14 protein-coding genes are annotated in these 18,701 nt (G+C 52.6%); 5 read left to right on the top strand and 9 right to left on the bottom strand.

Annotated elements, in window-relative coordinates; all coding sequences use genetic code 11:
• Nucleotides 1-335: 335 nt before the first annotated feature.
• The 5 genes from ACR0ID_RS15425 to ACR0ID_RS15405 all read right to left on the bottom strand — a co-directional run bounded on the left by ACR0ID_RS15425 (nt 336) and on the right by ACR0ID_RS15405 (nt 9,931).
• Nucleotides 336-1,277: a GIY-YIG nuclease family protein gene (locus tag ACR0ID_RS15425; RefSeq protein ID WP_480606746.1), complete on the bottom strand. Its 942-nt coding sequence runs from the start codon at nt 1,275-1,277 to the stop codon at nt 336-338.
• Nucleotides 1,278-1,369: 92 nt separating this feature from the next.
• Entirely contained in the window at nt 1,370-3,448 is a 2,079-nt protein-coding gene (locus tag ACR0ID_RS15420; protein WP_480606743.1) for a 3'-5' exonuclease, read from the bottom strand.
• A complete protein-coding gene (locus tag ACR0ID_RS15415) occupies nt 3,445-3,843 on the bottom strand; it encodes a hypothetical protein (RefSeq protein ID WP_480606740.1) in 399 nt (132 codons plus the stop codon). The genes ACR0ID_RS15420 and ACR0ID_RS15415 overlap by 4 nt, the downstream gene beginning before the upstream one ends.
• A 44-nt stretch (nt 3,844-3,887) precedes the next feature.
• On the bottom strand, nt 3,888-6,941 hold the full coding sequence (locus ACR0ID_RS15410; protein WP_480606738.1) for a site-specific DNA-methyltransferase: 3,054 nt from the start codon (nt 6,939-6,941) through the stop codon (nt 3,888-3,890).
• Nucleotides 6,938-9,931 carry a BPTD_3080 family restriction endonuclease gene (locus tag ACR0ID_RS15405; RefSeq protein ID WP_480606736.1) on the bottom strand — a complete coding sequence of 998 codons (2,994 nt, stop codon included), beginning with the start codon at nt 9,929-9,931 and terminating at the stop codon, nt 6,938-6,940. The genes ACR0ID_RS15410 and ACR0ID_RS15405 overlap by 4 nt, the downstream gene beginning before the upstream one ends.
• Before the next feature lie 211 nt (nt 9,932-10,142).
• On the opposite strand from ACR0ID_RS15405, the gene ACR0ID_RS15400 reads away from it, so the two are divergent.
• A complete protein-coding gene (locus ACR0ID_RS15400) occupies nt 10,143-11,651 on the top strand; it encodes a TniQ family protein (RefSeq protein WP_480606733.1) in 1,509 nt (502 codons plus the stop codon).
• Nucleotides 11,652-11,904: 253 nt separating this feature from the next.
• Nucleotides 11,905-12,486, top strand: coding sequence for a hypothetical protein (locus ACR0ID_RS15395; protein WP_480606730.1), 582 nt, complete (start codon nt 11,905-11,907; stop codon nt 12,484-12,486).
• 148 nt (nt 12,487-12,634) lie between these two features.
• On the opposite strand, the gene ACR0ID_RS15390 is transcribed toward ACR0ID_RS15395, so the two are convergent.
• A complete protein-coding gene (locus tag ACR0ID_RS15390; protein WP_480606728.1) occupies nt 12,635-13,105 on the bottom strand; it encodes an SRPBCC family protein in 471 nt (156 codons plus the stop codon).
• Between the two features lie 97 nt (nt 13,106-13,202).
• Nucleotides 13,203-13,853 carry a carbonic anhydrase gene (locus ACR0ID_RS15385; protein ID WP_480474329.1) on the bottom strand — a complete coding sequence of 217 codons (651 nt, stop codon included), beginning with the start codon at nt 13,851-13,853 and terminating at the stop codon, nt 13,203-13,205.
• Nucleotides 13,854-13,997: 144 nt separating this feature from the next.
• Between ACR0ID_RS15385 and ACR0ID_RS15380 the strand changes: the two genes are divergently transcribed.
• The 3 genes from ACR0ID_RS15380 to ACR0ID_RS15370 all read left to right on the top strand — a co-directional run bounded on the left by ACR0ID_RS15380 (nt 13,998) and on the right by ACR0ID_RS15370 (nt 16,567).
• A complete protein-coding gene (locus tag ACR0ID_RS15380) occupies nt 13,998-14,387 on the top strand; it encodes a hypothetical protein (protein ID WP_480606727.1) in 390 nt (129 codons plus the stop codon).
• Between the two features lie 63 nt (nt 14,388-14,450).
• Nucleotides 14,451-15,833: a leucyl aminopeptidase family protein gene (locus ACR0ID_RS15375; RefSeq protein WP_480518152.1), complete on the top strand. Its 1,383-nt coding sequence runs from the start codon at nt 14,451-14,453 to the stop codon at nt 15,831-15,833.
• Nucleotides 15,830-16,567, top strand: coding sequence for a C40 family peptidase (locus ACR0ID_RS15370; RefSeq protein ID WP_480606723.1), 738 nt, complete (start codon nt 15,830-15,832; stop codon nt 16,565-16,567). The genes ACR0ID_RS15375 and ACR0ID_RS15370 overlap by 4 nt, the downstream gene beginning before the upstream one ends.
• Here ACR0ID_RS15370 and ACR0ID_RS15365 read toward each other — a convergent pair.
• Together ACR0ID_RS15365 and ACR0ID_RS15360 are read right to left on the bottom strand one after the other, a co-directional pair.
• Complete coding sequence (locus ACR0ID_RS15365; RefSeq protein ID WP_480474332.1) at nt 16,564-16,914, bottom strand: DUF2794 domain-containing protein; 351 nt, start codon at nt 16,912-16,914, stop codon at nt 16,564-16,566. The genes ACR0ID_RS15370 and ACR0ID_RS15365 overlap by 4 nt on opposite strands.
• A 73-nt stretch (nt 16,915-16,987) precedes the next feature.
• A complete protein-coding gene (locus ACR0ID_RS15360) occupies nt 16,988-18,652 on the bottom strand; it encodes an ABC transporter permease (RefSeq protein WP_480606720.1) in 1,665 nt (554 codons plus the stop codon).
• Nucleotides 18,653-18,701: the final 49 nt, after the last annotated feature.

The following is an 18,701-nucleotide window of genomic DNA, read 5'->3' as shown; positions in this document are numbered from 1 at the left end:
CATTGACCACAACATAAACGCTGAGACATAAACAAAGGTGGGTCAAATCTCGGTGAAAATACCGGGTCACTTCTCAGCGGAAATCAACAGTCGATCTTTCAGTCGAGCATTCGCGAGTTGGATGAGCGCATCGCCAAAGAAGAGAATGACAATGACGAGAACAATTGAGCCAATCTTCAGCGGGACTAAGTACGCACGGTTACTGAAGCTACCGCACTATGTTCACAACACGAAAACAACATCGTGTTAGCGTTGGAAATCAAATCCTGTGTATCGATAGGTGCTCGGAGAGAGACGCACCACGTCGAATGGCCAGCCGGAGGCTTTCCGGCTGCTTAAAACCGAGACATACCGGGGAGTGACCAACAGAGCATTTCTGCCTCTTCCTGAAGACCCCAGAAGAACTCCCCGCCTAAGCTTTCTAACTTTCCAATGGACCGATCCTTGAACATAGCTTCCATCTCTTCAGCTGCTTTCTTGTTTGGAAATGCTTGAGAGGTAGCTTTGATCTCCCATTTTCCTGGAGCTGCTGGAGGAAATCCGGAATTTAGCTCCTCTCGCCGCCGTTTTGGTGAATTGGAGACACCAACCTTCATGGCCACTGACTTGTCTCCAAATGCCTTTTTACGACCTAACAGACTATGCCCATCGCCTTCAAAGACGGCGAGATACAAGTAGGTGTCGCCGTCTTCGTAATTCGAAACACGCTCTCCTAGGCTGCCGGGAAACGCTCGCGTGGGTTTAAAAACCTCGGCAAACGGCTCAATCTTGCTATCCTCTTCTTGGATCGGTTGTTCGCCAAAAACGCTTACTTCACGAACTCTAATTTTCAGAGCCTGAGCGATTTCTTCTGAATCCAAGTCTGTACCATAAACGGCCAGAGCTTGGCCTGCTTCTGGTCTGTAGGAATTGAAAGCAATAGTCCGGATCATAACCTTTTCTTCAGCACGCCAGGCGCGTCGAACTGGGATGCCATAGGTCCATTTTTCCTCCCAACCACGTTCCCTTTTCCAGGCCAATCCTTGGTCGGAGGATTTATTAAAATCTCGGATGGGCCTCGCATCGATCTGAACGAATCCAAGTACATATGAGCGGAGCGACTTCTCTGTCTCCGTGCTACTTGCACCATAAATTAGCAGGAGATCGCCATCGTTGAGCCTTTCCAAGAATCTGTCTCGTACGCTTTCCTGCGTCCAGCCAACGTATCCATCATCTTCAGGGCCGAAGCCGAAAAAGGCTCTGATCCAAATCTGCTTTCCCTGAGGCAGGCCATTCATGCCAATTTTTCCAGTCTCTGATTACCAATTCTTCGAAATTGAACTGTGCGAAAGTTCTGATCTCGGCGAGTGTCGCGTTCTGAAGTGCAGCCCTATTGTTCCGCCAAATCTTCCAAAAACTCTGAGTATGGCTCTACACCTGAAACCATGATCGCTTCGCGAGCGCGGGTGCAAGCAACGTACAGGAGATGCCTCTCGGTTTCATAAACCTCCTTGAGTTCAGCTTCCGTCGCGGCTGCTTCCAAACGCGCCGACAGAGGGACCACATCCTCGTCACAGGCCAGGACACCAACAGCTCTAAACTCCAAGCCTTTCGCTATGTGCATTGTGCAAATGTTCACGTGGGATTTTGCAGGCTCTGAGCTGGATGTCAGCAACTGGTGCTTCAGTGCGAGATGCTTGGCTACGGCTTCTGCTCGCCAAAGCTGCTCCCGAGTGCGCACAACTAAACCTACTTCTTCAGGTTCTACACCGTCATCCAACACCTCGGTCAGCCAATCGCTCAAACCTTCTATCTCGTCCTCGGCGCTTTGGAACTCCCGGACTATGGGCGCAACGCCAGAAAATACGGAAACAACGCCGTTTCGGCTTTCTTCGTTGCCGTCGACGTCGGAAATCTTGCTCGGTAGAAGTCTGTCCGCTGCGGCGCGGATCTGGTGTGAAGTTCGGTAGTTTACCTTGAGTACCTTGGAGCGACCCCGAATATCGACCCCTAAGGACTTCCAAGAGAAAGGTTGGCGAAAAATCCGTTGGCCTATGTCCCCGGCGAAAAACAGGCCATCATCCTTTTCGGCTATGGATGCCAAGAATTTCAATTCAGCCACACTCAGGTCTTGAGCTTCATCTACAACTATGTGGTCATACAACCCTTTCACCTCGCCGCTGCGCGCAAGATCATGGAAAGCAGCACTCCACGTTGTGATGTTTTCATTTACCAAAGCATCTCGAGCTGCCTGCATAACATCCCAAAGAACTTCCCTTTGCTTACCGCCGACACGCGTTTTTCGACCTAAGCGCGGCACTTCAAGATATGCTTGCCGATCTGTCACGTTCCACGCATCGACAACGTTCGTCCATTCATCGAGAAGAAACTCATCGGAGAACTTCGCATCATAGTCCGATTTGGCTGCCGCCAGTTTTGAGGCGATGCGAGCTTCTGGAGCTATCTCCAAATTCTCATTGCGTGCAGCAAACAGCTCTTCCGCTACTCCTGTCATGTGCCTTACGGAAATGCGTGACAATACCTCGGGCTCATGCCCAATCAACCTTTTGAGCTTAAACTGGAGAGCGGTCGCCAGTGCTTCCGTAAAGGTCGTAAGTAAGACATGAGAGCTAGGTGATCTTCGAGCTAGGTACACGGCGCGATGCAATGCGACTACAGTTTTACCGGTGCCAGCTGAACCAGTAACTCTAGCCGGACCCGCAAAGGTTTTCTCTACGAACTCGCGCTGCGAAGGATGAAGGAAAACTGTCCACTTCTCCCAAGGCGCATCCATAGCTGCGGCCAGTTCTTCATGGCTTTCTAGAAGGTGGAACCGGCGTTGAGCATCCGGGTGGTGGAATGCGACAGCAAGATCGGTATGGGCATCTTCGACCGGCAGGCTTGGCATTTGCAATGCAGTTGGCTGGATACCAACAGCGAGGTTCAAGACCGCTTCAGCAGCTTCACCTGGAAGGTATTCAGCGATGTCGAGTATTGTGTCTTCGGTCGCTGTCTTTACGTCTTCCAACCAGTCGCTAGGCACCCCGACTGACAGAAGTGTATCCTCATCTACATCGGATAGGACCGCTGGTTTTCGCGCGGTCTCTTCAATGAACCTTTTTACGACAATGTCTTCAATGCGTTCGCGGATCTCAACAAGCTGAGCCGCGCCAGTTCTCGGATGAACCTCCAGCCTGCGTCGTTCGGCCCAAGAATAAGCGTCGTCGTGATGACCTACGTATGCAAGGAGCATATTTGCGCCCTGCTTATGAACGACCATTCGGATATCTCTGTTCACCCGCACGGTCCAAAAATTCTTGTCGCGCGCTCGGTCAACCCTGTGAAAAGAGTGCCCAGGGTTGGACGGATTCATTTGGAGATCAAATGCAGTTTGCTTGACCGCTGACTGCTCTTGGTTTGTCAGCTTCGCAAGGCTAGTGGAAAAGGTATCAGCAATCCGAAAGTTCATGCCTTGCCTTCCTGCTTCGGTCTTTTGCCTGCCTTTGATTTAATTTCGACTTTCACGCCTTGCATCGCACGGTTAGCAGCCTTTTGAACCCGCTCAACTTTTTCCGTGTAGTCAGGATCGTTCTCGTGCTTCGCAAGTCGTTTTTTGAGCACCCGTTCCCGGCGTTCCAGCAAGTCCTCTTTTTTCTTCTTGTTTTTTGCTTTTTTGGTTTTCTTCTTTTTAATCTTGGCTTCTTCAGCCTTAACCACAAACGATCTACCTTCGAATTGGCTCGGATCTTTTGGAACTTGTTCGTGCCAAATGCCTACATATCGTTTCTTGGATTTTCCTCCTTGTAGGTGGCGATTGGTGCGTATGATTGTGCTGCCACCGGCATAGTGACCCTTCCTACTCATTTCGGCACCCACAACTTAAAGAACCTGGAGGATAATCGAGACATCTAAACCTCGAACACTTTCATCACTTCGTCACCTAGGTGATTGATCGCCTTCACTGCGATCTTACCACTCTCAGGACGCTTGAATGAGCGGGATACATCCGAGTTCAGACTTGCCCACGCCTCTTCATCGATTTCGTCTTTTAACGTCGTTTTGAGCGATTTGTATGGATCATTTGCTCCAAGGAAATAGGCCTGCCTGACGAAGAAACTTTCACCAGAGTAGTCTGTGTCCACAAACCAACAAGCAATGCCTTCTGGGCCCGTGCTTTCGACTTCGCCAGTCTGCGGTTTAAACACGTCTACTCCGTTGATCTTCACCTTCAATCGATCTCCGGGCGCATCTAGCAACTCTATGTCCGGTTCACCGAAAACTACAAAAAGGTTACCTCCGCCTTCTTTTAGTTCGCCCGCCATATGAAGGTCTGGGTTCATCCTAGCGCGAAGGATCGGTAGAGGGCCAAGACGATCAACATCTGAGTGGGTGTCAAAGTTGAAAGCGCAGATGATCAGAATGTCGAAACCCGCTTCTGTGGCTTCCCTCCCTGCGGCGATCAAGTCGGCTCTACGAACCGAGCCGTACTCTGGGCCGATCACAATCGCAGCTCTGCGCTCGGCTTCCGTGCCTTCTTCCTCACTTCCCTCGATATATCGACCTTCAGCACCGATATAGTGGCCTGCCCAGGGTTCTATGGAGGTAAAACTGATCCGGTCGCCTTTGTCCTGCTGGTGAACACCCGACGCCTTCAAGTTCTCAATCATGGCCTTGTAGTAGGCTTCTGACTCACCTTCTGGTGCATCTCGGTCGCCCCGAGACGCGTCCAGTAGATCTATAAGTTCGTCGTTGGGGCCGACGATAGGTGTACGGTGTGGCGATAGGCTCTCGACAGTGAAAGGCCCCGCGACTCGGACACGTTTTGGGTCGTCATAAGGCTTATCGTAGAGAAACTCGCTCTCAGCTTTTACTGCGATGGAAGAATCAATCTCATTTTGACGTGAAATCCGTACTCTCCAAAACGCCTCGAGCGCCTCCGCGGCTTCCGCTGGCCAAGATGTAGCACCAGTTTTTGGAAGCGTTTCGTAGGTCCAATTCGAGTTTCGGATGAGGTTCAGTTCGTTCAATGCGCGTTTCGCAGCCGCCGTCGGATTGCCTGACTTAGATAGCTTTTTAGCTTTGTCTAAGAGCTTTAACTCATCCTGTGGCCAAGGTGTGTTTGGCTCCCTAGGCACTTCCCATTCCATGAAACCATTCTTTGGAGCTAGCTCCCCAGATTCCATGGCGAATGTTTCTCCCTCCTTTGCGGCGAAATCAATAAACTGTCCAGAACGCCCGCCATGCTTGATTTCAAACGGTGTTTTCTGCCCCAAAAGAGATCTATTGAGATCAGATAGAGTGTTTTTTGCATCTTCAGAGTATCGAGCAAAAATCACCTCTATTTCAGCATTTTTTGCTATTGATTTCAGCGTGATATGTGGAGCTCGGTCATAAACAAAGCCCCGACGAATATCGTATTGGGGTCGGTCAAGGGATTCTGGTAATTGCGTGAGCTCCGCTTCCTTTAGTTGCCCTTCTTCGCTATCTGAAAGTATGAAATACGGGAATTTTGCTCCCATCAATCGTGACTTAGCCAATGCTAGCGCTACGCGCGACGTGTCAATCGCCACCCAGCGTCGCCCCCATTGCTCAGCGACAAATGCGGTTGTTCCTGCGCCACAGGTCGGATCTAACACCAAGTCCCCCGGGTCAGTCGTCATCAACAAGCAACGTTCAATCACACTCGTTGATGTTTGCACCACGTAGATTTTTGGATCCGACCGTGACTTGATCCCACCGCTTATATCGTCCCAGATATTGTCACGAGACGTGTAGGGAAAATCACCAAATCGACGGCGATAAGTTAACCGACGCCCTTCAATAGTAATCCGATTGGCCATTTGGACTCGTTCAAGTCCGCTCACATTTGACCGCCATCCACCAACAGTCGGCACATACTTTTGTCCATTATGGAGTACTTCAAACTGAATCGTTTCGCTTCCAGTTCGAGATGTCAGACCTTGTTTGAAGTAGGGGTCGTACTGGCTCGTCCGGAAGTAGTCCGCCGCTTCTTGCGGAGTGCAACGTCTCTCTACACCGTCGACCTCGTCCACTATGAGATATCGAAGCGCACCAGGCTCACCTATCTTTAACTCCTTGAAGGCAGGGCGATATTTTAACTTCTCACGATCTTTTGCATACCAAAGAATGAAAGTACCAACATTGTCGAGATACTTTTCCCCCATACCAACGGAGCTTTTGTACGTGATCTGCGAAACAAAGTTTTCCGCACCAAAAACCTCATCAAGCAATGATCGAATTCGGTGAACATTTTCGTCCCCAATTTGCACAAAAAGGGATCCAGATTCCGACAACAACTCCCTCGAAAGAAGTAACCGATCTCTCAAGTAGCTGAGATAAGAGTGTATCCCTTGTCTCCAAGTATCTCGAAAAGCCTTAACTTGCTCCGGCTCACGCGTTAGGTGATCTAACTTACCATCTTGGACCGATGTTTCGGATGTAGACCACTGAAAGTTGGAATTGAATTTGATACCATATGGCGGGTCAATGTAGATGCACTGAACCTGCCCACGAAGACCTTCCCGCTCACCCAATGAAGACATTACTTGGAGACTGTCGCCCAAGATCATCCGGTTCGACCATTTCTTGGAGTGTTGATAGAATTCGAGCTCTTTCTCCAAGTCCTCTTCTTCAACACCAAAGTGACTGAATAGGTCGCCGAAGAGTTCGTTGTCCTGCACCCGGCCAGACCGCAAGTCTTCGATCAGCGCTTTTGGATGTACTTGCTCTTGAAGGTACAAAGGCGGCGCCGGCACTGTGAAGGTATTGTCGGTTATGCTTTTCCCCCGCCAAATCAATTGCGGGTCAAGATCTTTATTCCGTCGGTCGAACTCGACCAGGATTGGTTTGCGATGCTCTTCGTCCATAAAGAGTTCAAGCTCTGGCGTCGGGATGTTGGTGCGTTCGTCCTGATGCGTATGGGTTTCTATCGGTTTGCTCATTTCGAAAACTCCGTCAGGGCGTCGGCGATTGCCTCGTCCAATTTGTTCTTTAATCCGTGTATCTCGCGCAGCTCGGAGAATGCCCAACGACCAAACCGGCCGAGCCGATTTACGCCTGGGATCCATTGTTGATGCATCGTCGTCGCCTTCAGCATCGCGTCGTGTCCGCGATATCCTTTGATCTCAACTATCAAGTTGAAGGTGTCACCTTCACCATCATCACACGTGATGATGAAATCCGGTCGATACTCCTTCGTCTGTCCGTTCATCGTGTAGGGAACGTTGAATCCGAGGCCATGGTTTTTTACATAGGAGACTACGTTTGGGTGCACGTCGAGCAGCTTTGCGAAATCATGCTCCCAAGGACTGTCCCACACGACATAGTTGATGTGTGAGCGGTCTTCTTTCGACTCATGCAAGTTCTCACTGACCGAGTTCATCCCAACATCCATCGTTGATCCAACGGGTTGGTACGGGGATAGGAGGGCGCGAATTGGCTGCTCCTCTGCATGTGCCAAGTTAATGACACCCAACAAGAGCTCGCTCACCTCTTCTGCCAATTGCAAGTGCATCAGTTGGGCTGGAACGGTCCCCCCTTTGCAGATAAGATACTCATCCAGAAACTTGCGAACGATAGGCTTCACTTGCGTGATCAAGTGGATCTTGGGTTCTCCGTCCTCATCTCTGAGCTTATGCATAATCATGTGAGATGACAGTTTGAGGATGATCTCGTTTTTCCTGACGCCCCTTAGATATTCGAGGTTGAGAACCTCCGGTGCCCCGACGATTCCGCGCATTTCTACTTCGCACGCACCGGTAATTTCTTGCGTCAAAACATAAGGTTCCAGCTTGGACCAATCTGCGCGAATTTTGGTTGGCGGTAGTTCAATCCTGTAGCCTTCAACCCTTGGAAAGATGATTTCCAAATGATCTCGGTCTGGGCTGACGGCCTCAATTCTTGTTGTCTTCCTGGGCTTCCTTGGTTTTGTGTCGACAGCATCTTGAGGAGCCAGATTAAGACCATCGATGCCCATGATGTCTGCATATTCGACTTCGAATAGGCCATCATCATTGAGTACATATGACATCCTTCGTAGGGCGCGGCCCATGACCTGCTCGCAAAGCAACCGGGACCCAAACGCTCTCAGACCGAGAACATGGGTTACGTTGTTTGCGTCCCAGCCTTCTGTGAGCATTCCTACAGATACAACACAGCGTATCTGTTCTCCTAGTCGCCCTTTCTGGCCGACAGTATTCATAACCTCACGTAGTATGTCACCTTCTGACAAAACTCGTGCTGCCTCGGCTCCCTGCCGGGCTGCTACTTCACGTTTGAAGATCTCGAGCTCAGGTCCTGCCGCAGCCAGAAAGTCTTTGCTGATAGCTTCGCCGCTGTCGACCTGACGACTATCGATCAAGAGCGTTCGAGGTTTGTTTAATCTATCGCCATGTTGCGAAAAATTTCTTAGGAGTTCGAACTTTCCTGCAAAATAGTCAGTTTGTTCATTTTCGTCCGTCCGCTCGTAGCCAGAAATGTACTCCGCGACCAACTCGGACGCGACGGTATTCGCACAAACCACAATAAAGACGGGTGGAACACCCATCTGGTTTTGTTCCCATAATTCGAACGTTCGCTCGTAATGGCCATAAAGCGCATCCAAAGCGGTCTTCACTTCTATAGGGAGGCTTTGGGGATCTAGGCGATTGGTTGTTCTAGTGCCGGTTGGCATCCCTTTTCGAATTGCTGGCCACAGGTTGCGATATAGTGGTGCTTCGCCGGTCGGTAAGTTGTCAGACACAGGGACCCGCGGCAGTTTAACAATGCCGCATTCAATAGCATCAACCAAAGAGAAGTCGCTCACCACCCAAGGGAAAAGAGAGCCAGCTGGGTAGCCAGAGCCATGCAGAAAAAACGGAGTTGCGGATAGGTCATATACCGTTCGAACTCCAAGAATTCTGTTTACTGCTTCAAGACCTGATATCCAGAGTTTGGCATTCTCTGCGTTTTCCTTCGCTTCCTTTTTTTCGTCCTTGTCCAGATCTTCATCTTCGGCATCCGGTCGGACGCGATAACAATGGTGCGCCTCATCGTTGATGACGACGATGTTTTTTAGAGCCATCAAGTCGCCAAGTACCCGCTGAACCATCTGCCCCTCAGTTTCGAGAGTCTTCAGTTCTTCACCATGCCCGGTCAGAGCACTTCGACCACCTTTCGACAGTTCAATTTTCTCTCGTAGTTTGAAAGCATGATAATTCGTAATGACAACTTTTGCCTGACCAAGATCCGGCAGCATATCAGTGGGCACCAAACCACGATGTCGATAATAATTTTCAGGATCATTGGGCATTAGAACCCGCAGGCGGTCACGAATTGTGATACCCGGTGCGACAAGCAGAAAGCCCTTTGAGTAATTCTTACTGTTTGGGCGACGCGCGGCGTTGATAGCCTGCCATGCAATGAGCATCGCCATCACAGTGGTTTTGCCCGCACCAGTGGCAAGCTTTAATGCAATACGAAATAGATCTGGGTTCGCCGTCTCGCTCTCGTCTCTCAAACGCTGAAGGAAGCGTTTCGATTTAGCCGTTTTTGGCGCTACTTCGGAGAGGTAGATTGCGACTTCCGCGGCTTCCACTTGGCAAAAAAACGGCCTGAGGCCTTCAAATTCCGGATTCCGCCAATGCAAAAGTAGCCGTTGGGTTTCAGGCGTAACTTTCCAGTCGTTTGGGTTTGGAATTTGGCGCCAACGGTCCACTTCCGTGCGCAGCTCGTTGATCGCTGTTTGAAGATCTAGCCCTTCAGCTTCCCGTTCATCTCTGAACAAGTCATCAGAGTTGCCAGCCGAATCGCCCGGTAAAGCCATGAGAAATTCCGCACGGCGTCTGCGATTGACGATTTCGTTTGTTGGGTTGCCTTCGTGATCCAACTCCCAGTGTTTCGAGGGTACTTCGTAAGGGGAATTGAGTATTGGTTCTTCGAAAAAATTAGTCACGCTTTAGTCCTGCAATCGGCCTCCATAAGTTGATAGCAAGAGACTTCGTCTATCAAAAGGAGATTAAACGATTGCTACCTCAAACTTTGCTGTAGCCTGCGAGATTTTGAAGTGGTCCTCGAGTCATCTGGGCTTCCAGCAATGGACTGAACCGAACGCATCAATCATATTAACGCAGTCATTGTACGCCCTTGAACACAAGCGAAGTCTTATGCTGACCCGTCTCCCTCTTGCTCCTGCACCAACAAAAAAAGAAACAGTGCCTTCCTTCCTGTCGAGGATGGCGGCGATGAATGGGGTTTCCGCTACCGATCTTGCATTGGACATGGGCTTTTCACTTAAGAGAGCGGTACACCTCGATGAGTCTGCTTTGCAAAGGATTGCGGCCTGCGGTGGGCTAACTCCTTCACAGCTCGATGAATTGGTTTCTTGGACTGGTAGAGCGATTGGAGAAGTGCGAATGGTCTTTCGCGATGAGGTATTTGTCTCTCGCTCACTCAGAAACCCAGTTATTCGAGGTTGCCCAGTGTGTCTGCGCAAGGATTTTGAGGTGGCGCCTGACCGACCGCTTACTCAAATGGCGCTACGCGGTGACTGGCAACTGAAAGACGTAAGTCTTTGCATAGAGCATCAACACCCACTGGTCCGGCTTTGGGATGTTGGCCGCCCTGTCGACAGGTACGATCTGACCTCGCGTTTCACAGAAATCATGGACGACATTGCAGAAGGTAAGCTGGAGCAACAGCGCTTGGAACCTTCACCTTATGATAGTTGGCTCAACACTCGTCTATCAAACGGAACTGACGATACATGGCTAAAGGACCACTCTCTTTATGCCTCGACAACTTTCTGCACACTACTTGGAACCGAGTTGCTTCGGTTACAAAGTTCAGCGAATGCAGATGCGATACCGAGACGCCGACTTGCTCAATCCTTAGGCTTCAATGTGGCACGATCCGGAGATATCGCGATCCGAGGGGCGCTAGATAAACTCGCAAACTTGGCAGACGGTTGCAACGATGAGCCGCTAAAGGCATTTGGGCAACTCTACTCGGATCTGGCAAGAGCTCATTTAACTAAGAAAGACTTCGCAATCTTTCGCAAAATATTGTCGGAGTGTATTGTCGAAACTTGGCCGATTGCGGAAGGAGAAAGCGTTCTCGGGTTCATTCAATCCAAAAGACGGCTTCACTCGGTCAATTCTGCTGCACAAGAAGCAAATATCGGACCCGCAGCAATGGAAAAGATTCTGATACACGTAGGAGCGATTTCCGCTCAAGATAAACGGCAGAATTCTCGCAAAACCTTCAACGCTGCACCGTACGCAGATATTCTAACAGAAATACCAAAACTTGTTGGACCAACAGAAATGCGGATGGCTATGGATGCCACCCGCAGACAATTCTCTTCGCTTGCAGAAGATGGTGTTTTGCGTCCTAGGTTCAGCATTCCTTCGATGAAATCCCCTTGGCGAATTTCAGATGGGCTTGCACTTGTTGAAGAGCTTAAAAAGCTGGCTAAGCCACTAGATGGCCCTGACGATGGGTGGGAACAGATTCAACAAGCCAAAAAGCGTTCGGGAATAAAGGTCGGATCAATTCTGTCTGCAATCCGCTTGGGCAAACTGAAGCTGGCTCGAAAATTGGATCAAGAAGGGTACAAGTCATTCTTGGTGCTGAAATCAGAAATCGACACAATGAGGGTTCGCGAAAAAAGCTGATCTGCCGACGACGCTAAAATGAAGCGCGTCTGCCTGATCTGACCTCAGTTTCTTTCACTCTCAAGTTCCAAAAAACTGTAGAAAATACGGGTGTATAAGGATTCTCTCCAAACCGGACTGTAGGCTGGTTCTCCGGCACAACACGCTCTCCGATATATTGCCAAGTGTTGGGTCAATGGGCATCCTTACCAATAGGCTTGTACATTCTGAGATAGCCACTTGGAACCGAACAAACTTTGGCGAAGGAAGGTCGATGGGTAAAAAAAACTATTCTGGTGGCGGCACTGTGTTGAATAGCGAGATTGGCTTCACAACTCACGACCCGGCTGAAAAACAAAAACGCATATACTTGCGCTCAGAGCCTGTATACACGCCAGTTCGGCCATCAAATACATATAGTTTGCAAGTCCAAGAACAGCTGAGAATCCTGTTGAGAAGGATTGCAAACGGCAAGAAGAAGCCACACATCCCATTGATGTTTAGAGAAGAAGTCAGTGAATATGGGTCACTACTTAAGTGGGCGCAGTCAAAGCCAGAGTTCGAACAACTACTAAGTGAGCGGCACAGAGCTTCCGAAACAGGAACATCTGTTGAGGGAAAGCGGTTAGACAAAACTAAGCAGCCAAAGAAAAGGGCTAAAAAAGCCAAAAAAAACAAGGCTGGAAAACACGTCAGCGATCCTTCGGTCTCCCTCCGTGATGCGAAAGATGAACTATTGCGGCCAGGTCAGTCAAAGAAAGTTTCCAAGCAAGCAGCCGCCGCGAAGAGACTCGGTGTATCCGAAGCGGAATTGATTAAGCGCATAAACGCATTGCGAGCTGCATCCAAAGCCTAGCTGCGTAGGCACGATGGCGCACATGGTCAGTTCGGCCTTCTTCGAGTTGACCCATTGGCGAAGATACATGCGTAACTGGTTGTGTAGAGCAGACAGTTGCAAAAACTCATTGACACACATTTGCATTAAATCTGCCGGATTTGCATGCTTATGCCCAATTGGCACCCATCCAGCGGGACATGGGATTGAGCCCCAGATCGGATTCGAACCCCCAAGTCACGATGGTTGCGTCACCATCGGGTTTCAGTGTGAACGAAGCCGAGGCCGTGCCCATCTGCCCAAAGTCCAGATCTGTTTTGACCAGTTGATTTTCCACGCTTTCGACGATTTCCTGCGTACCGCTGCCAACCTGTGCGTGATCCGAGCTCCAGTTCAACTTGTTGCCGACACCTTCATCGGGGCCACTGTAGCTTAGTTTCGTCTCCGGATCGCGTGACAGCCAGGGGGACCATTTCTCGGTCGCTTGCATGGAATTCACAAACGGAAAGATCACTGCGGCCGGGGCGTCGATGGTGATGCTGCGGGACACTTCCGCCTTGCCGGGCAATACGTAAGAGACTGCGACGAACAGTACAACAAGAAGGCACAACCCTGCGAGAATTCGTTTAAGCATCTTCATAGCAAGCTCCAAATTCAAACGTCATGAGTGGAGAATACGAAATAACGGCTCTGAATCAGAGCCGTATTCCGCATCATTTATTCACTTTGAACTGTCGTCAGACCGGAACGAATTTCTTCTGTATGGGATCGTAACTCTCTAACCCGCCAGCGCCGATATCGGTCCACAACCCGTGCAGGCTCAGGGTGCCCTGTTCGACCGCTGACGAGATAAACGGGAACGTCATCAGGTTTTCAAGCGACGCGACAACCGATTGACGTTCCAGCTGTCGGGCTTGTTCGAGGCTGTCTTCGATATCAGCGACAAGTTCGAATTTTGGTTTCAGAATGTCCATCCAGCGACCGACAAAGCTTTCTTTTGCATCCAGTTGCGGCGCCTGACCCTTGCACATGTCGATACAGCCCTGAACGCCACCGCATTGCGAATGGCCAAGAACCATCAGATGCGCAACCTTGAGAGAAGTGACGGCATACTCGATTGCTGCGCTGGTACCGTGATGATCGCCGTCCGGCGCATAGGGAGGCACCAGATTGGCGATATTGCGGTGGATAAAGAAATCGCCCTGATCCGCACCGAACATCGAAGTCACATGGACCCGGCTGTCGCAGCAGGAGATCACCATCGCCCGGGGCCGCTGCCCTTCATCTGCCAGCCGCTTGAACCAGACCTGGTTTTCCGAATACGTGGTCGCTTTCCAGCCGTGATACCGCGTGACCAGATAGCTCGGCAAAGGTTTGGCAAATTCCATTACGGTGTCCCCGTTCTTGTCGCTGATCGATCCTCTAAACCGAATTCTAGGAAAATTCGAGCAATTATCCGGTTTCTCTGCAAGGTTTTGCAAAGGAATTTGCCACCAGTATCAAACCTGCGCCGTGGGGGCGTCAGAATTAGGGTGAATGTGGTGGAAAAAATAATCACGCTTGAACACAAGGAATCCGTCCGTCTGGATTCGGATCAATTAAGTGGCCTTTACCGTCAACTGGGCGACAAGAACGCGCTGGATGTGCTGTGCCGCACCATCGAAGAACTGGCAGTGCGCCTGTCGAACTGCGAACGCTTTTGGCGTCAGCGCGAGTGGGCCGACCTGCGCAAATGCGCAAGGTCGCTGGTCGCGATTTCCGAACAGGTCGGGATGACGGTTCTGGCCAGGGTTGCAGGGGACGTGACGCAGGCTGTCGATGCCGGTGACGCGGTAGCAGCGGGCGCGACCCTGGGACGTCTGATCCGCGTTGGTGAGCGGTCGTTGACAGCCGTCTGGGACCAACAGGACCTTTCCGTCTGACAGGGGTTGCGGGCAGATTATGCGCGGCTAGTCTGTGCACAGAAACAATCTGCCGAGGCGCCCATGACTCTGTCCTTCGCCCCATCCTCTGACCCTTCCGTACCGCTTCATGTGATCGCGCAGCCGGATTTGGACGGCTGGCTTCTGGATCAGCCTGAGCGCGTGCAGTCCTGGGTCGCAGCAAACGGGTTTTCCGGCGCTCTGGGGCAGGCCCTGCTTGTGCCGGCAACGAACGGCTCAATTGAATTCGCGCTGGCTGGTTACGGAACCGAAGAAAAACGTGCGCGCAAACGGTTCCCCCTTGCCGCAGCGGCCATGGCGCTGCCGGAAGGCACCTACGGCATTGCTTCGGGCATTCCTGCGGATCTTTTGGAGATGGAGTGTCTTGGCTGGCTGATGACTGGCTATGTCTTCGATCGATACGCGTCCCAGACCGGAGGGTCAGCGGCATTGATTGCACCTGATGGCATCAACGCCGCCCGTATCGAGGCCATGGCAAATGCCGAAGCTCTGACGCGCGATCTGGTCAACACGCCCACTTCGGACATGGGACCGGATCAGTTGCAGCAAGCGGTCGAGGTTCTGGCGAATGAGTTCGGCGCGTCTTGCAAGGTGATCACTGGCCATGCGCTGCTGGATCAGAATTTTCCCATGATTCACACGGTGGGACGGGCCGCGGCGCAGGCCCCCCGGCTGATCGAGCTGACCTGGGGCACCAGTGGCCCCAGACTGACACTAGTGGGCAAAGGTGTTTGTTTCGATACCGGCGGGCTGAATTTGAAACCGGGCGCTTCCATGGGCCTGATGAAAAAAGACATGGGCGGCGCGGCCAATGTGCTGGGACTGGCCCGGATGATCATGGCGCTGGACCTTCCCCTGCAATTGCGGGTTCTGATCCCGGCCGTTGAAAACGCAGTATCAGGCAATGCCTTCCGCCCCGGTGATATCCTGACCTCACGCAAGGGCCTGACCGTTGAAATCAACAACACCGACGCGGAAGGGCGTCTGGTTCTGGCTGATGTGCTGACTTTGGCGGATGAGGGGAATCCCGATCTGGTGATCTCGATGGCGACGCTGACCGGTGCGGCGCGCGTGGCCGTGGGCCCTGATCTGGCACCGTTTTACACCGACGACGAAAGCTGCGCGATGGCCTTGGCACAAGCGGCCAAAACGTCTGCCGATCCGGTCTGGAGAATGCCGTTTCACACACCCTACGAGGCGATGATCGAACCCGGCATTGCCGATCTGGACAATGCCCCTTCGGGCGGGTTTGCCGGGTCTATCACCGCCGCGCTGTTTTTGCGCCGGTTCGTAGGGTCCAGCCGCTATATCCATTTTGACATCTACGCATGGCAACCCAGCAATGAACCCGGCCGCACAAAAGGCGGTCTGGGTCAGGGATCACGCGCTGTGCTGGCGGCATTACCGGAGGTATTGGGATTATGACCAAGCGCCGCGTATCCAAACCGGTCGTCGACCTGTTGCGTGCTCCTGACGGGCCGCGTGATCGTCAATTGCTGCTGGGAGACACAGTTCACGTCAAAGAAAACCACGGCGGGTGGAGCAGGATCGTCGCAGAAAAAGACGGATATGCTGGTTGGCTGGAAACAGACCACCTGTCCGAGGATATACCTGCAACGCATTGGATCAATGCGCCCGCAACACATGCATACTTGACCCCTGATATCAAAAGCTGCGATCTCGTGTCTCTGAGTTTCGGAAGTAAAATCCACGCGACTGCCGAAACGGATCGGTTTGTGCAGACCGAATTGGGTTTTGTCCCAAAGGTTCACATGGCCCCTATTGCAGAAAAACCGCACGATCCGGTTGCCGTGGCCGAGTTGTTCCTGGGTACGCCCTATCTGTGGGGCGGCAACAGCCGGTTCGGCATCGATTGTTCAGGGCTTGTTCAGGCCGCGTTGTTGGCCTGCGGTATTCCCTGCCCCGGCGACAGCGGCGATCAGGAACAAGCCTTGGGCGCTGCCCTGTCTGCTGGAACACCTGCGCAGCGCGGGGATTTGCTGTTCTGGAAAGGGCACGTGGCCTGGGTTTTGGGCGACAACATGATTTTGCATGCGAACGCCAGCCATATGGCGGTTGTGTACGAGCCGATGGACCGGGCGATTCAACGCATTCAGGATCAGGGCGACGGGCCTGTTACAGCGCAAAAAAGGCTCTAATCCGGGTTTACGGCCCGGATGAGTTTGCGCTCCAGCACCCGCAGGACGGCTCGCAGATCGTGGCCGCGTTTCAGGATGCGGCCATCCATACCGATGACAGAGTACATCCCCTGCCGGGATTTCAGGCGCGGGTGCTTTTCGACGCGGTAGATCGGGTGCTCAGCAGTGCGCCGGAAGATCGAGAACACCGCCATGTCGCGCAGGTTTGAGATACCATAGTCCCGCCACTCTCCGGCGGCGACCATCCGTCCATAAACGGACAGGATTTGCGACATCTCGTGCCGGTCAAAGGCCACGGGCATCTGCGCTGCGCTTGCCGAAAACCGGTTGGGAGGCTGCATGTTCATACCGCCAGCCTTGCCGGAAATTATGTTTGAATCAAGCCTGATGCGCGGTTGTCCGGCATTTACAACACAAGTGTTACCGCCGACCAACCTGACGGCAGATCAGGATTACCGGCAGCAGGCCGACTGCCAGAATGACCAGTGAGGGCACGGCGGCACCCTCAAGCCTCTCATCCGAGGCAAGCCTGTATGCCTGTACGGCCAGTGTGTCGAAGTTGAACGGGCGCATGATCAGGGTGGCAGGCAATTCCTTCATTACGTCCACAAAGACGATCAACAGCGCAGTCAGCAGCGACGGTGTCAGAATGGGCAGGTGAACGCGCCGCAATGTTCCCAGCGGTGTTTGCCCCAACGACCGGGCCGCGGCATCCATATTGGCATGAACCGTGCTTTGCCCCCCTTCATATGCGCTGAGCGCGGCAGCAAGGAATCGCACCATGTAAGCGGCAACCAGCAACCAAATCGAGCCTGTAACCAACAACCCAGTCGATACATCGAAGGTCTGCCGCATCCAGGCATCCAGCGCGTTGTCAAAGCTGGCGAAAGGTACAATCAAGCCGACTGCGATGACGCCACCGGGCACGGCATATCCCAGCCGCGCCATGTAGGCCGTCGCAGACGACGCGCGCCCGGGTCTCAGACGTTGAAAGAACCCGACACAGATCGCCGCAAAGACAGTGACGACCGCGGCCGTGCCGGCAAGGGTCAGCGAGTTCTGGATGAAACCGATATAGCGCCGCGACAGCAGGTTCTGTTCCGATTCCAAACCCATCTCGACCAGTATGATAACGGGCAGCAGAAACCCGAAGATAACGGGTATCGTACATAACAAGAATGCCGCGACGGCGCGAAGACCGGTCAGATCTTCCGCCGGTTGGGCAGCATGTTTCTTTCCTGCCTGATAGTATTTTGCCTTACCGCGTTGGGTGCGCTCGGCCACAGCCATGATCAGTGCAAAGACAAGCAGGCACCACGCCAGCTGCGCCGCCGCCGCTCGGTCGGCCATGGAAAACCAGCTGGTGTAGATCCCGGTCGCAAAGGTCTGCACACCGAAATACGACACGGTTCCGAAATCGGCGATGGTTTCCATGATGGCCAGAAGCACGCCACCGGCGATTGCCGGGCGCGCCATCGGCAGCGAGACGCGCCGAAACGCCAGCCATGGGTTGTTGCCCAGCGCCCGCGCCGCCAGAAACGCCGTAGCACTTTGTTGCAGGAACGCAGCCCGTGCCAGCAGGTAGACATAGGGGTAAAGCACCAGAATCAGCATCACCGCCGCGCCCCCGGTCGAGCGGATTTCAGGGAACCAGTAGTCGCGCGGCCCCCAGCCCGTTACATCTCGCAAGGTGCTTTGAACGATACCCGGATGATCCAGAATAAAAGTGTACGCATAGGCAAGCACATACGCCGGAAAGGCCAAGGGCAAGACCAGCGCGATCTCAAGGATCCTGACGCCGGGAAAGCGGGTCATCGTCACCAACCAGGCAGCGCCCGTGCCGATACTGAACGTACCTGCCGCAACCAGCACCACAAGGATCAGGGTCGTCACGGTATAGCCGGGCAACACCGTGTCCATCAGGTGCGAGATCGTATCTGTCCCGCCGGTCACCGCTGCCAGGACCACAGCCACCATGGGCAACAGGCACGCCGCAGCCACAAGATAGGCGACAGCGGCCAACAGCCGTGTGCCGCGTACACCGCGATTGCGTGATCCGTTTTCTGAATAGTCGATCTGGGCCATCATCCCGGCTTTTGATTGGCAAAGGCTTAGGGTCTGCCTTTAATCGACC

It is taken from the genome of Ruegeria sp. AL2 (assembly GCF_056540845.1).
Note: the sequence above shows the minus strand (reverse complement) of the source record. Positions and strands in the feature narration are given on the sequence as shown.

Excerpts from the sequence above, each read along its gene's own strand:
- ACR0ID_RS15425 (WP_480606746.1), bottom strand. The coding sequence starts at position 1,277 with ATGAATGGCCTGCCTCAGGGAAAGCAGATTTGGATCAGAGCCTTTTTC.
- ACR0ID_RS15420 (WP_480606743.1), bottom strand. The coding sequence starts at position 3,448 with ATGAACTTTCGGATTGCTGATACCTTTTCCACTAGCCTTGCGAAGCTG.
- ACR0ID_RS15415 (WP_480606740.1), bottom strand. The coding sequence starts at position 3,843 with ATGAGTAGGAAGGGTCACTATGCCGGTGGCAGCACAATCATACGCACC.
- ACR0ID_RS15410 (WP_480606738.1), bottom strand. The coding sequence starts at position 6,941 with ATGAGCAAACCGATAGAAACCCATACGCATCAGGACGAACGCACCAAC.
- ACR0ID_RS15400 (WP_480606733.1), top strand. The coding sequence starts at position 10,143 with ATGCTGACCCGTCTCCCTCTTGCTCCTGCACCAACAAAAAAAGAAACA.
- ACR0ID_RS15395 (WP_480606730.1), top strand. The coding sequence starts at position 11,905 with ATGGGTAAAAAAAACTATTCTGGTGGCGGCACTGTGTTGAATAGCGAG.
- ACR0ID_RS15390 (WP_480606728.1), bottom strand. The coding sequence starts at position 13,105 with ATGAAGATGCTTAAACGAATTCTCGCAGGGTTGTGCCTTCTTGTTGTA.
- ACR0ID_RS15385 (WP_480474329.1), bottom strand. The coding sequence starts at position 13,853 with ATGGAATTTGCCAAACCTTTGCCGAGCTATCTGGTCACGCGGTATCAC.
- ACR0ID_RS15375 (WP_480518152.1), top strand. The coding sequence starts at position 14,451 with ATGACTCTGTCCTTCGCCCCATCCTCTGACCCTTCCGTACCGCTTCAT.
- ACR0ID_RS15370 (WP_480606723.1), top strand. The coding sequence starts at position 15,830 with ATGACCAAGCGCCGCGTATCCAAACCGGTCGTCGACCTGTTGCGTGCT.
- ACR0ID_RS15365 (WP_480474332.1), bottom strand. The coding sequence starts at position 16,914 with ATGAACATGCAGCCTCCCAACCGGTTTTCGGCAAGCGCAGCGCAGATG.
- ACR0ID_RS15360 (WP_480606720.1), bottom strand. The coding sequence starts at position 18,652 with ATGGCCCAGATCGACTATTCAGAAAACGGATCACGCAATCGCGGTGTA.